This window comes from Lysinibacillus sp. UBA5990, assembly GCF_002429815.1.
GTDB classification, from domain to species: Bacteria; Bacillota; Bacilli; order Bacillales_A; family Planococcaceae; genus Lysinibacillus; species Lysinibacillus fusiformis.
On record NZ_DJAY01000015.1, the window covers coordinates 1630112 to 1644872 of the forward strand.

A 14761-nucleotide genomic window follows, 5' to 3' on the forward strand; every position below is an offset into this window, starting at 1 on the left:
AATAGGATTTTATATTAATCTTGATGTGAGTTTGTGAAACAGTGTACTTAAGGTAACGAGGCAGATTAGTTCAATAAGAAATTCAAAGTAATACGAGAATTAATACTAAAATATGGTAAAATGATTAGTTGAATAGTCTGTTTTTTACATAGGAGGATTTTATTTGAAAAATTATCAAAAAACAGTTGTCATATTTCTTCTACTAATTACGTTGCTAACACTTACTTCCTGCACACAAGCTGAAGAATCGAAAGCAAAGCAAGATATTGAAAGTATCGTTTTATCATTCGAACACCCACAAACAGGTCAAAAATTTAAAATAGTCAATGCCTATAAACTTTATCAAAACTATGCAGATAAAGTTGAAATTAATCCAAAACAATCACAATTGGAAATTTATAATGAAGAGATAATTAAACCAGTATATAGTGCTTGTTTTGAGAATGGTGAATATCCTAATATGGCAGAGGAAGTTCTAAATGTAGCTCCTGACCTTTTAACAGAAAATCAACTATTAAGTGAAAAAATTGATAGGAAAGTAATTGAAAATATTATTAAAGAAGCTCTTTTAAAATCTTCTGACTTTATTCCATCTGGAAATGAAACAACTGTTTGTGTTTTTCCTGCCACAAATACAAATACACTAATGACTACTGTGGGGGCAGGAAAAATAATAGTACTTTACAACAAATATTATAACGAAGATGTTTTAAGGTCTAGCATGGCTCACGAATACCATCATAGTGTTTGGACAGAGAAGTACTTACGTAATGCTCCATCTTTTACCGTTTTAGATAGCCTAATATTTGAAGGAAAGGCGTTTATGTTTGAAAAGTTAGTTTATCCTAATATTTATTATGTTCCAATTTATTCAACATACAACAAATATTATTGGTCAAAAATTGTAGTAGATCTCGAAAAGCATGATCTTAATCGGTCATACGAAATTATACTGGGAGGTAATGGCCTTCCTAATCGTTATGGTTAAAGTGAGGGCTATAAAATGGTAAAATCCTATCTTGATTTGCACCCAAATGTAACCCCAGAGGAATGGACTGCCTTAAGTGCAAAAGAAATTTTTGAAAAAGGAAACTATCTTGAAAACTATAAATAACAAATCTATGAATGAATTGACATATATGCTAGGGGTAAATATATGTTAATGATTAGTTAAAAATCATTGAGTTGCGTATGCAGCTCTTTTTTTCTTATTGAACTAAACAGGGGCTTTAGTTCAATAACGATATTCAACAATCGGGCGCTTTTCTGAATAAAGGAAAGTCCTGTTTTATCGCTGCAAATGTTCACTTAAAAACATTTTTTGCCACATGAAGAAATTCCTTAACTGCAGGCGAAGCATTTACAATAGAATGACAGGCAAGCGCTACTTCACGGCTGTTTTCAATATTTAGTGTGCTGATTTTTATGTTTTGCTGTGTCTTTAAATATAATTCTGGACCTATCGTAACGCCAAGTCCTTCCTGTACCATATTAGCGATGGTTGTACAGTCGTGTACTTCAAAAAGAATAGAGGGTTTAATTTGCGCTTCTGCAAATAATTCCTCAACATGTGATTGGTACATCCCTGTTGGCATAATAAAGGATTCATCCATTAAATCATTCATTTCTACTATTTCTTTAGAATGAAATTGATGAGCAGGGTGATAAGCGACTACCATCTTGTCCTTAATCAAAGGAATCAAATCGAAATTTGGGTTTGATTTTCCTTTTACTACAAATCCAATGTCAATAATACCTGAACCCAACCATTCCGTAATTTCTTCATAGGTTCCTTCATAAAATTTAAATTCTATTTTAGGATGCTTTTTCTGGAATTTTGCAAGTAATTTAGGCAATAAACAGGAAGAAGCACTTGCAAAAGTGCCGATACGAATAAGACCTGTTTCCAAGCTTGTCATAAGCGCAATTTCTTGATTAATAACTTCCACTCTTTTCAATATTTCTCTGATATGCGGCAGAATTTTTTGCCCCATTTCTGTAAGTATTATTCCTTTTTTTCGATCACGAATCAATAAAGAAACTCCCCATTCAGATTCTAAACTCGCAACTGCATGGCTCACGGCTGATTGAGTCATATTTAATGTTTCAGCAGTTTCTGTAAAGCTTCCTATCTCGACTACTTTTGCAATGATTTCGTAGCGCACAATTGTCATGAGTGATTACTCATCTCCCTTATTAAAAACATCAATTTTACTTATGTTAACATGGAACTTACAATAAAACAGTAGTTAAATTATAAGGAGATGTACAAATTGAAAAATAATATAAATCAACTAATCATCATACTTTTAGCTTTAGGGGCTTTTGTCACAGGAACAGCGGAGTTTGTTGTTTCTGGAATTTTAGAACTGATTTCTTTCGAATTAGATGTTTCAATTTCAATTGCTGGTCAGTTGATTACGATTTATTCCTTATCTTATGCTATTGGAGCATTGGTATTGGTCATGCTAACGTCTAAATTTGACCGTAAGAAAGTGCTTTTATGTGCCATCTCTATATTTATTCTAGGAAATCTAGTTGCATTTTTCAGTTATAATTTCGTCATTCTTATGTTATCCAGAGTTATTATGGCGATGAGTGGAGGGCTGTATATTGTTGTTGCCACCAATTATGCCGCTCAAATTGCAGTTCCAGAAAAAAGAGGTAGTGCTATGGCAACAGTCATTACAGGTTTCACGGTTTCATTAGTACTTGGGGTGCCTATTGGAACATTTTTAGCTGGATATTTTGATTGGCACTATATTTTCTTGATCATTGCGCTTGGTACAGTTTTTTTAATGATAGCACTATATAAATTACTACCAGCTATAAAAGGAAACCAAACGCTGCCATTTACACAACAGCTACAAATCATGAAAGATAAACGAGTCCTTACTGGTTTAATGACAACGATCTTTTGGATTTTAGGTTATACGATGGTGTTCGCCTACATTGCTCCATTATTAAGTCATACTGCTGATTTTTCTATAGAAATGACAAGTATCGCATTATTTGTTTTAGGCATTTTTGCTTTTATTGGCTCACGCTTCGGTGGATATGCGGTAGACAGATGGGGACCTAATCGAACAATATCATTAAGTTTATGTGTTCATATCATTTCTTTATTTGTACTGGCATTTACTCAGTATAAGACAGTGGGTTTATTTGTCACGCTAGCTTTTTGGGGAGTAGCAACTTGGACTACGACACCAGCAAAGCAGTTTTATCTGATCTCACTAAAACCACAATCCTCTGAAACAGTACTCAGTTTTAATACCGCCTTAATGAATGTTGGCATGATGCTGGGCTCTGCATTAGGAGGAATCATAATTCAATATACTAATATAAGAAATTTAAGCTGGATTGGTGGATTATTCGTTATACTTGCACTTATTTTTATCAGATATTCTTTCTACCTAAATAAAAAAAGTTATGAAGCACCCTCGACTTTAATAATTAAATAGTGGTTTCTAAACTCAACTGTCTTGATATTCAGTTGGGTTTTTATTTTTTAATATTTTCCGATATTTGGCATTTTATAAAAAATTTTGTTGAATGTTATAAAAGGGGGAATAACCACCCACATTTGGAGTTGCGAAGGGAGAGGAAATGCATGTTAGAACGAACGTATCCTAGTTATAGAACCAATATCTTCACCAACCTTTAATTGCGCCAATAATCGAGCCTCCTAAACCTAAGGAGTGTACCTTTGGCAGGAGGTGGTATTCTTTGGTGCTAAATTGTACGTTGTAGTAATTTAAAAAGTTTGATGCTTTATTCTTATTCTACAATCTCTATGCTTTTATCAATACGTTCCACTTCTAAGCGAATATTGGAGTCTGTCTGAGTTATGGCTGAGCGATACTCTTTAATCGACTCTTTTAAAATCTCCTGTGTCTCCGTTAATTCATCCGATAATGTTTGAGGTATTGCGTTTCCAATGACAACAGCCACGGTTTTAAATTCATCCGTTTCTTCATCGAATACTTGAGTGACCTCTAGTATTCGAGTCTGCATTTCATAATCCCATGGTTCGTAAATTAGCCATATACGTTCCCCAAGTTCTTTATCCAAAAGCTCAATTGAATCCAGCTCAATAGATAATTCTGGTTGAACTTTTAACGACTTTCGAGCTTTATCCATAAAATTCTCTGAATCTGAAAATCGTTCATCACTTATATCATCTGCATCCCGAAAACCCCATTTAGCTGCCTGTTGTGACGTGTATCTGACAACTAGATTGTCTTTATCCTTGGCACTAATGCGAGTCCTTAGGTTGTCTGTATTAACTGATTTAGATAGTTCAATAATATTGTCTCCATATTGGTATACGAAATCATTATTTGGACCAAGCATTTTACTGAAATGAATGCTGCTGTTTGGTGTGATCTCATACTCACATTCGAATGATTCACATATTTGATTCACTAATTTAACGATATTATAAGCCTCTATATAGCCATCTTCATTAAAATCACTAGTAAAGGTACACCCTGTATTCCGTAATGCAAAAGTGGCAAATTATTAAGAGTTTTATGTCCTCCGTTGGTTCCTTCTTGCCTGCGCCAGATGTTATCGAAAAAAATATGTTGAGCCTTTACAGACTTCACATTTCCCCTCGACTTCTGTTGCATTTGCTTAATCCTAAATTGAAAGCCCGCTGCCTCGATAAACCCTTCCTCTGCTATCAAATTGAAGGAATGAGGGTTATCACGTTCGCTGGCATCTAAAGTCAATTTAAATACACCATCGATGTTTTTTCTTACTACTGGCTTGCCTCTACATACCAACGCCTCTGTTAAAGTACCTTCGTAGTTAGTAATTGATAGCATTAAATCACCTTCTTTCGCAGTAAAAATACGCTACTCAATTGAGTAGCGCTTACTGAACAAAATCGAAAAATGATTTATCTGAGATAGCCATTCTCGTTATTTATTATCATCTTTTGTAGTATTGTTAGAAAAATGTCCCCAGCCTTCTGCTCTTGCTTTACTCATTAAAGCTTCAGCAACATATAAATTTGGGATTCTAGCTTGACCCATAGCAGGCTGCAAATGACCGTTAGGTCTTCTCCAAATAAATCTATAACCTTCTTCAGATGTTCCATCGCTATAATTATACTTACACCACTGTAGACAAAGTACCCAATCTTTCTTTAATCTACTTTCATCATAGACTACCTCATGTAATACATCCACTTCAGCACTAACAGCCATCTTCATCCATCCTTTCTTTTCATACGTATTTCTACGTTGTTGATAGAAAAAAGAATTCAATAATTATTTATTACTTACTCGCTAATACTGCTATCTCACGTTCTGCAATTTCTAACCCCACATAATGTTATAGTTCTACTGGCTTAACCTCTGCAACCGTCCTTACTTCACCCATGACACTTGTTGGCAATGTTGATTCAATGCCATACATAGCTGTTTTTGCCCCAATGTAGCTGTTATCACTAATTTTCGCTACTGGCTGCCTTGCTTCCTCAATCGTTTCAACCATCCATCGATAATTTTCAATCCACTGAAGTAAATCTTCTTTCGTAACTTTAATTTGCCCTGTTAACATAGCTTTGCCCTCCTGGGTTGTGTTAAAATGACTTATCTGACTAGCCTAAAAGGGCATAAACCAATTCGAGCTGTAGCGTGTGATGACGTTGCGGCTTTTTTTATGAAACTTTTTTTACCTTAAATCGTATATTAAGGAAAAGCAAAAATATAAGGAGGAAAACTCAATGATAAGATTTTGGCATTTTCCTGTAAGCGCAATTCTACTAATCATTGGTATAAATGCTGCAATCGATTTTATTACTTTTTTAGCTATTAACACGGAAATAAAAACTACGATATCTCAATTCTTTCCTTCATTAACAAGTTCAATTTATAATGCAGATGATTTTGAGATGTACAGTGAAAAACTTAATGAAACTAATATAGCTTTAATGCATAGTATTATTGATATTCGTTCTATACCATCTGCCATTATTTGTTTAATTACTGGAGTACTCCTCCTTATAAATCCCATCCGCGAAAGTATTGAGGATTTCGTTAAAAGTTTATTTAAACATTATTTCACATGATTTTAAGCTGTAGCGTGTGCAAACGCTGCGGCTTTTTTACGTTATAGTTTACATAAAATACATAACGAGGCAATTTAATGGATATTTTTACAGATATATCGAGCGCCGGGAGTCTGTGGTTTTTTATACCACGAATGATCTTGCTGCCAATTGTAATGATAGGATGCGCAGTAATTTATAAAATCCTATTAGGCAAAATTTTACCAACGAAGATTTATAATTTCTTACTTGGACCAATTGCCTTGCTTGGTTTCTTTATTTGGGCTATCCCAATGAACATGGGATTTTATGAATTTTTTAGAGCGATATTATAATCGCTCTATTTTTCATTTAGTCCTCATATTGTTCAATTGTACCTTTGTAAAAAAGGTTGCCGTTTTATATAAATGACTGATAATTTTCTATTCACCTCGTTAATTTTTCTTGGAAATATTTTTCATATTTATAGTAAAATTAAACATTGTAAAGAAAACTACATAATCTAACAATGCAGGTTTGTAATAAAAGATTTATCGGAGGGATTTTATTGAATAATAAAAAAGTTGGAATAATTTTCTCATTAATATTTGGTATTTTAACTATTTTAATTGTACTAATACTATTGTCTATTGCGTTTTTCGGCGAAGAAATATTAGAATTTTTCAAAGATGCTCTTTCTGAAGATTATTAGTATTACACGATCCTCATATTGTGCAGTAAGGTTTCAAATTCATATACATAAAATTTCTTCTATCTGCAAATAACAAAAACAAATGCAGAAAGGATTAAAATGTATGAAGAAAATAATAATCATCTCTTTACTTTTAATGAGTTCCCTAGCAATAAATTCTGCTTTAGCTAAAACGGATATACAATATTTCCCTCAAGACCAACCCCCCTAGTGTGATTGAGTTAGCCTTTTTACGTGAATTAGGTTTACCTATTCTTGAAACAATGTCTTCATATGGTGATAATCAATTATTCGAGTATGCAAGAATTGAAAAAATTGAACGAAATAGACAAAACGACTACTATGATATTAGTTTAAGGGTTATTTCTTTTGAAGGCGCACACGATCAACCATATAAACTAATTAACATCACTTTTCGTATACCTCCTGGTGAATCTGCAAAAAAATATAAAGTGATTTCCAATAAGGCCATCATTTCATATAAGGTTAAAAATATTACTCCTGAAGAAGTTGAGCAGTTATCTAAATTCACTAAGTAACTCATAAATTTTCTAAAATGAATTTAGAACTTCAAACATTATCCTTTTCCTATAAAACGTGTAACTTTCTTAACTTGCTCCATTGTAATTCGAGGAGTAACACCTTGTATCCAATGCTCTTTATATTTACCTGCCCATTCAATCGGTCTACTTGCTAACCACTCATGGTCAAATAATCGTTCCCAAGTTTTTGTAACTTCTTTTTTAGGAAATCCTCTTTCATTTAAAGAATCCCATTCTTTTTCACTATAAGTTATTGGATTATTATTTAGAATGGCATGCCAATCCTCGAATGATGACCATAAAATTTTATCTTCTGGCACATCTAATTTTAAAATAACCCATCTTTCACCTTTTGTTGCAAGTGCTTTTTCATTTCCGCTTGGCTTCCGTTGCCATAGCCATACAGGGTTGTTTTCCACTTTGCAATTGGTTATGCGTTTCTCCATTTGATTTATCATCCAAGCATAGGCTTCTGGAAACATAGCAAATTTCTTATCTCCTTCTAGGTATCCTCGCTCTCGCATTTTCTTATAAATAAATTCAGGTTGAACAGTGTATACAATCAAAAATAATCCTCCCCATACTATAAACCTTCCTATTATTTCATCAATATTTAAGTTGTACCATTTCATGTTCTGATTGTGAAAATAGAATGTATCTACCCTTTACTTTTCTGACCACTAAATCGTCACCTCTGCCATTGGATGCTCTGAATAAAACCTCCGAACATTCATCTCAACAATCTGTGAATCATCATACCAAATCACTTTGTTACACCCATCTTTTATGCCCTTTATCAGGTTATCCGCATCGGGTTTAGTTATTGGTCGTAAAAGAATATCAAGAACATAAAGCCAACAATTTTATGTATCATGCTTGTATACCTACTTTTATGTTAGATGAATTGCAACTACTTGATTGCACACCAAAAAATGGTGTTGAGACTTCAGGATTTATTTAATGTTGAGTACGAATTTGCTTTGAATCGTTTAACACAATATTACAATAAACAAATTATGCGAAACTTGAATCATATATCCTTATAAATTAATTAATGATTGAAAGAACGGATATTGAAAGGAGTGATGTCACATAAGCTTGCCCTTCTGTACACCTGCCCGTGTTGAAAAGGAGATGTATAATGGCTAGACAAAAACTAACTAAAACTAAAAAAGATAGTATCTATAGTTATATCGACACAGATAAAAAAAGAAATATGCTTATCGATATAAATTTTACGACGACAATAATAAAAGAAAAGAAAAATCAAAACATGGTTTCCTCACAATTCAAGAAGCTGAAAAAGCACTAATTGCAATTAAAGCTAGCGTTATGAGTGGTAATGAACAAACTCTGATAAACGAAAATATTACTCTTGATCAGTGGTTCATAAAATGGATGAAGTTAAAAGAAAATAGCTGGGAAATTACGACACAGCGTCATAAGGAAATGCTCTGTAGAAGGCACCTGTTGCCGCGTTTAGGTAATCTAAAACTTACTAAAATTACTAAATTAGTTGTACAAAATCTTATTGTTGATGATTTGATTGCAAATGAATACAGCAAAAATACAATTAAATCGGTTTGGGCTACCTTAGGTTCCATGTTAAACGATGCAGTAGCCGAGGAAATTTTAGATCGTAGACGATATACCAAATTAGATATGAAAAAAGCTAAGCCTACACGCAAAAAAGATGCGTTAACTGCACCAGAACTCGAAAATGTAATATTGACTACAAAATTTACTGAAAATGCTACACGTTATGCAATTTTACTAACTTTGGCTACTACTGGGATGCGTAAAGGTGAATTAGCAGGCCTTACATGGAACGATTTGGATTTCAAGCAAAATACCATATCAATTACTAAAACACGTGATGAATATGGAGTTCGTTCACCTAAGACCCTAAATAGTATCCGTACTATTAACATGAGTGAAGAATTATCGGAGCATCTAAAAAGTTTTAAAATATGGTGTAATGAGATGAAAAAAATTTACAACGATGAATTAAAAGAAGATGATTATATATTTATTACGGCTAACCTAGAACCAATTAGCAGTAATTATATATCTAAAATGTTTAATGCTTTAAAGATGAAACATAATTTTGAACGTTTCTCAGCACATATTCTTCGCCATACATTTGTAAGTATTCTTATTGCAGAGGGAACCGCTGTAACTACAGTTGCAAAAATCATTGGGGATACTCCCGAAATGGTGATGAGGGTATATGCACATTCCCTCGCGGATGAGGAATTAAAAGCAACGCAAATTCTTTCTTCTTTAATTAAAATTGAATAAATCATGATAAACATCAAATTTGGGGGGGTACAATCATAAATTATACCCCACAACCCTTGCTATATAAGCATTTCTAGGCTTACCTAAAAATATTGTGTTCGTAAAGATAGTCATAGGAAAGGTCAACAAACAAGTATTCATGTTCGTTGATAGCGATTGAAAAGGTTCTTGTAATTTCGCCTGTTTCAATATCACGATAAAGCTCAGAGATTTCTCCACTTTGATCGTTTCGCATTTTAATAATCGTTTGTAAGAAGTATGGGCGCCAGCTCCAATTTTTATTGATGGCACGTGGCTGCAACTCCCAATTTCCCTCTATTCTCATGACGTTCGGCGTTAATTGGAAACCATCCTCATTACAAATGTATAGTCTAAAAGAATAGTTATCCAGTAATTCAGCTAAATGCTCTAATTGTGAGGTATTATCACTCGTTGGTTTTACACGGTGAACAATAGCCTCCAATTCTTCTCTTAATTTCTTTAGCTGCAAAAATTGTGCCTCTAACATTTTCTTTTCAGACGTAATAAATTGCTGGCATTCCTTTTTAAAGCGTTCCTTTAATACCTCTTTATCAACAAGGTTCATATCAGGATTGGCTAAATAAGGGCCTTGATAATAGCGTCCTCCGTTTTTCCATGCAAATTGTAGCTGATAAACCGTTTCAATTTCTTCGAATAATAGATTCGCACCTATTTTATAGGCAAGACTGCCAATAGCAGAAATCATATCGGATTGAGCAGACCAAGAATCATAATTTAAATCACGTGTATTCACTTTTAAAATATGGGGCGCCAATAATGCAATATGTTCTAAATGACTTTCAGCTCCTACTTCCTGAACAGCAATTTTTACCCCAAACGTCGTAAAATACCTCAGTGCATGGTGCAGTTTATTAATATCTCCTAAAAATCGATGCTCAGACACGACAAATACGATACGGTGTAAATCTTCTTCCCCAATATATTGTTGGATAATATTAAAATGGCTTTCACCAAAATCTTGCATCAATAAATTGGGGTTACTAGGAATGTATATATCAATATCTGATGCAATTTCCCCAATTTGGGCTAGTGCTGCATGCAAAATTTTATGTTCCATATCTATTCGATATTCTTCTGGAATATCTTCATTATTGACGAAATCCTTTAAATTAATTTGCTGACCTTCAATTTGTAGATGTCCGGAAATTTCGTAGGCTATCACCGTATGCGCGTCTGCGCTAAATATCGGCTGATAATACCCATGTATTTGATCTAAATTCGTTAACACTTCAATTGCGTCCATCTTCGAAACCTCCATTATGAATAACCTTTTATTTGTTATTCAAAAATAACATTAAATAGTCTTTTAACAGCTAAAAAAATGCTCTCTGACTGTATAATAAGTTGTTTATTGTAAAATCGCAACTTCACTTATTAACATTAATGGCGTATCTGTCTGAAATTTTTACACCGTCTTCGTTGTCATACTAATAAATTTCCCATCATTTCTAACGGGATAGGCTACTTTTTTACGCCATCTTGTCATTTTATGCTTTCATTCTAACTAACATGTTATTTATTCTAGGCTGTTCGCTCATTTTACTATTCATTATAATTTATGCTACAAGCTTCCCTATCGGCTGGGAAAATGGATGATAATGATTTATAAAGTAGTCATTTCCCTAGCATCAAAAGACAATTTTATGAAAAAAGCAGTATTCCAAATGGTCAACTAAGCCCCTGATGGAATACTGCTCGTCATTATTCAGACATGAATAAATACCAAATGATGGCTATCACCATTAATGATAAGATAACAGCTATCGTTACACGCAGAGGTGATATAGGAGCATCCCCACCTACTCGACCTGTTTGCCCGTTGACCATAAAGCGATAAATTTTCTCTTTATAACGGAAGGAAGACAACCAAATCGGTAACATTAAATATTTGTATGTAATATCATCATGATTGGTCGAAAAGCGTAAATTCGATACTACATCCGCGCTATTTTCCCAACGAATTTTTGAAGTGATCTGCGCATGAAGATGATCATGGATATCCCTCTTGGCATGATGCCAGCCATCCTGTAAGCCAATGCTATATCGTTCAGACAAAAAGCCGGATACATACTCTGGTTTATAAGCCTTATTGTTTAAAAGATTAAAAGGCTCAATTTTTCGCATCATATTCTGATCATAGCGAGTAGTTGCACTTATTAAGTGATCGTCAATAAATTCCTGATAAAAACCACTTGTTGAATACCAATCTGTTTCTGTATGTGTTTTACCATCTTTATCTGTAACGGTGCGATGTCGTCCATATCGAGCAGAATATCTGGAGCTTGTTTTCGTATCAAACGTCCAGTATGGAAGATAGACCCCTTTAAAGGCATCCGGCCTAGCACTAATTTTGGCAGCTTTCGGTGTAAACAATCTACCTTTTATCCACTTTTGAAAATGTTCCCCAGCTTGCTTATCTGTTACTTCAAAAGCACATACACCATTTGGCGCTAATGTATTTTCAGCACTTGCTTCCATTACTTGATGGGAACCACAGTAAGGACAACTGTCAGCAACCTGTAGTGCATCGTATATCGTTTCTGCCGCACATGCTTCACAGATCACTGTTTTTTTCTCCACGCCCCAATTGAAATTGCCTCGTTCCTCCGCTGTTAAAAAATCCATTTCTTGAGCAGCTTTTTCTTCTTCTTGCTCTGGCGTAGCAATTTCTGTCTCAAAGCCACAATAGGGGCAAGTAAGCTTACCTGTCGCAGGGTTAAATTCAATTGATGCACTACATGAAGGACATTCCGCATCAAAATCAAGCTTTACTTGTTTGACATTCTCAACTTCTTGCGTTGACATGAATCATCCTCTCCTTACTTCACGTCGTTTTCATCAAACACATCGCCACATTCAGGGCAGAATTTTGGCGGATTAGTAGGATCTTCTGGCGTCCATCCGCATTTATCACATGCATATAATAACGCTCCTGTAGGTTTTTTTGTCCCACATTCACTACAGAACTTTCCTTTATTTACCGCACCACATGCACATGACCACCCTTCTTCAACCGGTTTCTCTGTCCCACAATTCGAACAGAATTTCCCAGTATTTTCATGACCACATGTACATGTCCACGCATTAGCTTCTTTTGTTGTTTGATTTTGCATAGCTGCTTGAGCCATTTGAGCTTGCTTATTTTGTTCATTCAATTGATAAAGTTGACTTGCATTAACGCCACCAGCTTGTGCTGCCATGTTCATGCCCATAAATCCTGACATTGCACCCGCATCATTGTTGGCAGCCGCAATCATCGCATCTGCCTGTGCCCCTGTTAAATGAGCCGCAGCCATCCCAGGATCACGCATCACAGCATTGCGTTGTAATTGTTTAATCATTGCCTCATCTTCTTCAGACGCTTTTAGTGTACTAATGCCAAATGACACAACCGCTAATCCTCGTGTCGCAAGCCATTTCTCTGATAATACTTTGTTAAGAGCATCTGCTAATGCAACTGTATGGGCAGGTATTTCACTATACCGAACGCCACTTGCTGAAATTTGTGCGAACGCCGGTTGTAGTGCTGTCATTAACTCTGATTTTAACTGGCTATCAATAGAGTCACGAGTATATTCACGCTCTACATTGCCACAAACATTTGTATAGAATAATAGTGGGTCTATAATTTTATAAGAATATTCCCCGTGACAGCGAATGGCAATATCAATATCTAAGCCAATATTGCGGTCAATTACACGGAAAGGAACAGGTGCAGGTGTTCCGTATTTATTACCTACAATTTCTTTTTTATTAAAATAATAAACTCGCTGATCTTTTGCAGGCTCTCCCCCAAATGTAAAACGTTTGCCAATTTGCTTGAAAGTCTCCATAATTCCCTGAGACAGGTCTGAACCATACATAATAGAAGGTTCAGTTGACGTATCATAAACATACTCGCCTGATTCTGAAGAAAACTCCACGACCTTCCCCTGCTCAACGATCATCATGCATTGCCCTTCATTTATCGCAATAATTGAACCATTACTAATAATATTGTCATTGCCTTTATTCGACCCACGTTTGGACGTGCGCTTCACTCCTTTAGTCACAAGCACATCTGCCGATAATGACTCACAATAGAAATATTCACGCCATTGATCCTCTAAAACACCAGATAATGCGCCAACTCCCGCTTTTAATAAACCCATTTGATTTCCCACCTTCACTTGATGTTTAGCTTATTTTATCATCTATAAACAATATGTAATACGCATAATCAGACAAATTGTTTCACTTTTCTTTATTCTCGCATAAAAAAACGAGCAGCTCTTGTGAGAACTGTCTCGTTTTCTTTTATGAGAATGCGGCAATCGCTACAAGTACCCAAGCGACAATAAATAGCATTCCGCCTATGGGTGTAATCGCCCCAAGTTTTTTCACACCTGTCACTGCGAGGACATATAAGCTACCAGAGAAGAAAACAATCCCTGTAAACATTAAATATCCTGCCCATGAAAGCAGGCTAGAACTTCCTAAAAGCGCCTCATTCGAAAGAATACCTAACCCGATAATCGCTAATGCATGATACATTTGATATTGCACAGCTGTTTCCCAAATAGCTGCATAATGAGGCGATGCAAATTTATCCTTTAGTGCATGTGCCCCAAAAGCACCTAAAATTACACCAAGACAGGCCAAAACCGCGCCTAATGCTAAAAACATTTCCATTTATGGCTCTCCTATTTTGCCACAACGGCAATTTCTTTATATTTTGCATCCCAAGCAGGATCCACTTTGCTTAAAGATACCGGACGCAATGTATCCTTATGAGCTAAAATATGTACAGACTGTGCAGTGGCCGCCACTGTACCATCCTCATGTAAAATTTCATAGCCATAAGTTGTTCGTAAACGATCATGCTTTTCTATCCAAGTACGAACCGTTGCCACCTGCCCGTAATGCATCGCAGCCTTATAGGAAATCGATAAATCCATAACCGGTGACACATAACCATCTTCTTCTAACGCCGCATACTTAAAGCCCGCATCACTCACAAGCTGTGTACGCCCAATTTCCATCCAAATGATATAGTTTGCATGGTAGACAACGCCCATTTGGTCCGTCTCTGCATATCGAATCTCAATCTTTTTTTCACTCACAAACATTTTCTTCACCTCGTCC

At 35.2% G+C, this 14761-nt stretch carries 18 protein-coding genes and 1 pseudogene; 7 read left to right on the forward strand and 12 right to left on the reverse strand.

What is annotated here, in order from left to right:
- Window positions 1-163 precede the first annotated feature (163 nt).
- Window positions 164-988 (forward strand): DUF2268 domain-containing putative Zn-dependent protease, encoded by an 825-nt coding sequence (locus tag B3D94_RS20690; protein ID WP_349679812.1) that lies wholly within the window; start codon window positions 164-166, stop codon window positions 986-988.
- A 316-nt stretch (window positions 989-1304) separates the two neighbouring features.
- On the opposite strand, the gene B3D94_RS20695 is transcribed toward B3D94_RS20690, so the two are convergent.
- Window positions 1305-2174, reverse strand: a complete 870-nt coding sequence (locus tag B3D94_RS20695) for a LysR family transcriptional regulator (protein WP_069481604.1) — start codon at window positions 2172-2174, stop codon at window positions 1305-1307.
- 90 nt (window positions 2175-2264) lie between these two features.
- Between B3D94_RS20695 and B3D94_RS20700 the strand changes: the two genes are divergently transcribed.
- Window positions 2265-3464 (forward strand): MFS transporter, encoded by a 1200-nt coding sequence (locus tag B3D94_RS20700; RefSeq protein ID WP_291760085.1) that lies wholly within the window; start codon window positions 2265-2267, stop codon window positions 3462-3464.
- 316 nt (window positions 3465-3780) lie between these two features.
- Here the strand turns inward: B3D94_RS20700 and B3D94_RS20705 are convergent, their stop codons facing one another.
- The 4 genes from B3D94_RS20705 to B3D94_RS20720 form a co-directional block, all read right to left on the reverse strand.
- Window positions 3781-4455 (reverse strand): phage tail protein, encoded by a 675-nt coding sequence (locus B3D94_RS20705; protein ID WP_349679821.1) that lies wholly within the window; start codon window positions 4453-4455, stop codon window positions 3781-3783.
- A complete protein-coding gene (locus B3D94_RS20710; protein ID WP_291760091.1) occupies window positions 4452-4832 on the reverse strand; it encodes a hypothetical protein in 381 nt (126 codons plus the stop codon). The genes B3D94_RS20705 and B3D94_RS20710 overlap by 4 nt, the downstream gene beginning before the upstream one ends.
- Before the next feature lie 96 nt (window positions 4833-4928).
- A complete protein-coding gene (locus B3D94_RS20715) occupies window positions 4929-5216 on the reverse strand; it encodes a hypothetical protein (protein ID WP_069481608.1) in 288 nt (95 codons plus the stop codon).
- A 127-nt stretch (window positions 5217-5343) separates the two neighbouring features.
- Window positions 5344-5571, reverse strand: coding sequence for a hypothetical protein (locus B3D94_RS20720; RefSeq protein WP_069481609.1), 228 nt, complete (start codon window positions 5569-5571; stop codon window positions 5344-5346).
- 166 nt (window positions 5572-5737) lie between these two features.
- Here B3D94_RS20720 and B3D94_RS20725 point away from each other — a divergent pair, with 166 nt between their 5' ends.
- The 4 genes from B3D94_RS20725 (at window position 5738) to B3D94_RS20740 (ending at window position 7291) form a co-directional block, all read left to right on the forward strand.
- On the forward strand, window positions 5738-6082 hold the full coding sequence (locus B3D94_RS20725) for a hypothetical protein (RefSeq protein ID WP_069481610.1): 345 nt from the start codon (window positions 5738-5740) through the stop codon (window positions 6080-6082).
- Window positions 6083-6159: 77 nt separating this feature from the next.
- Window positions 6160-6396, forward strand: coding sequence for a hypothetical protein (locus B3D94_RS20730; protein ID WP_291760096.1), 237 nt, complete (start codon window positions 6160-6162; stop codon window positions 6394-6396).
- 212 nt (window positions 6397-6608) lie between these two features.
- Window positions 6609-6752 carry a hypothetical protein gene (locus B3D94_RS20735; RefSeq protein WP_291760099.1) on the forward strand — a complete coding sequence of 48 codons (144 nt, stop codon included), beginning with the start codon at window positions 6609-6611 and terminating at the stop codon, window positions 6750-6752.
- A gap of 212 nt (window positions 6753-6964) precedes the next feature.
- Window positions 6965-7291 carry a DUF3888 domain-containing protein gene (locus B3D94_RS20740; RefSeq protein ID WP_069481612.1) on the forward strand — a complete coding sequence of 109 codons (327 nt, stop codon included), beginning with the start codon at window positions 6965-6967 and terminating at the stop codon, window positions 7289-7291.
- A gap of 38 nt (window positions 7292-7329) precedes the next feature.
- Here B3D94_RS20740 and B3D94_RS20745 read toward each other — a convergent pair whose 3' ends face one another.
- Together B3D94_RS20745 and B3D94_RS20750 are read right to left on the reverse strand one after the other, a co-directional pair.
- The gene (locus tag B3D94_RS20745; RefSeq protein WP_291760106.1) at window positions 7330-7860 is read right to left on the reverse strand and encodes a DUF3841 domain-containing protein; all 531 of its coding nucleotides are present in this window, start codon (window positions 7858-7860) and stop codon (window positions 7330-7332) included.
- Between the two features lie 114 nt (window positions 7861-7974).
- Window positions 7975-8130: pseudogene (locus tag B3D94_RS20750) on the reverse strand (RusA family crossover junction endodeoxyribonuclease); the annotation flags it as partial.
- Between the two features lie 496 nt (window positions 8131-8626).
- Between B3D94_RS20750 and B3D94_RS20760 the strand changes: the two are divergent.
- Window positions 8627-9595: a tyrosine-type recombinase/integrase gene (locus tag B3D94_RS20760; protein WP_291760113.1), complete on the forward strand. Its 969-nt coding sequence runs from the start codon at window positions 8627-8629 to the stop codon at window positions 9593-9595.
- Window positions 9596-9674: 79 nt separating this feature from the next.
- Here the strand turns inward: B3D94_RS20760 and B3D94_RS20765 are convergent, their stop codons facing one another.
- The 5 genes from B3D94_RS20765 to B3D94_RS20785 all read right to left on the reverse strand — a co-directional run bounded on the left by B3D94_RS20765 (window position 9675) and on the right by B3D94_RS20785 (window position 14745).
- Window positions 9675-10880, reverse strand: coding sequence for an EAL domain-containing protein (locus B3D94_RS20765; RefSeq protein ID WP_291760115.1), 1206 nt, complete (start codon window positions 10878-10880; stop codon window positions 9675-9677).
- Between the two features lie 458 nt (window positions 10881-11338).
- Window positions 11339-12442 (reverse strand): hypothetical protein, encoded by a 1104-nt coding sequence (locus B3D94_RS20770; protein ID WP_291760118.1) that lies wholly within the window; start codon window positions 12440-12442, stop codon window positions 11339-11341.
- Window positions 12443-12456: 14 nt separating this feature from the next.
- Window positions 12457-13788, reverse strand: a complete 1332-nt coding sequence (locus B3D94_RS20775; protein ID WP_069481616.1) for an SPFH domain-containing protein — start codon at window positions 13786-13788, stop codon at window positions 12457-12459.
- A 145-nt stretch (window positions 13789-13933) separates the two neighbouring features.
- The gene (locus B3D94_RS20780) at window positions 13934-14308 is read right to left on the reverse strand and encodes a DUF423 domain-containing protein (protein WP_069481617.1); all 375 of its coding nucleotides are present in this window, start codon (window positions 14306-14308) and stop codon (window positions 13934-13936) included.
- An 11-nt stretch (window positions 14309-14319) separates the two neighbouring features.
- On the reverse strand, window positions 14320-14745 hold the full coding sequence (locus tag B3D94_RS20785; protein WP_069481618.1) for an acyl-CoA thioesterase: 426 nt from the start codon (window positions 14743-14745) through the stop codon (window positions 14320-14322).
- Window positions 14746-14761 lie beyond the last annotated feature (16 nt).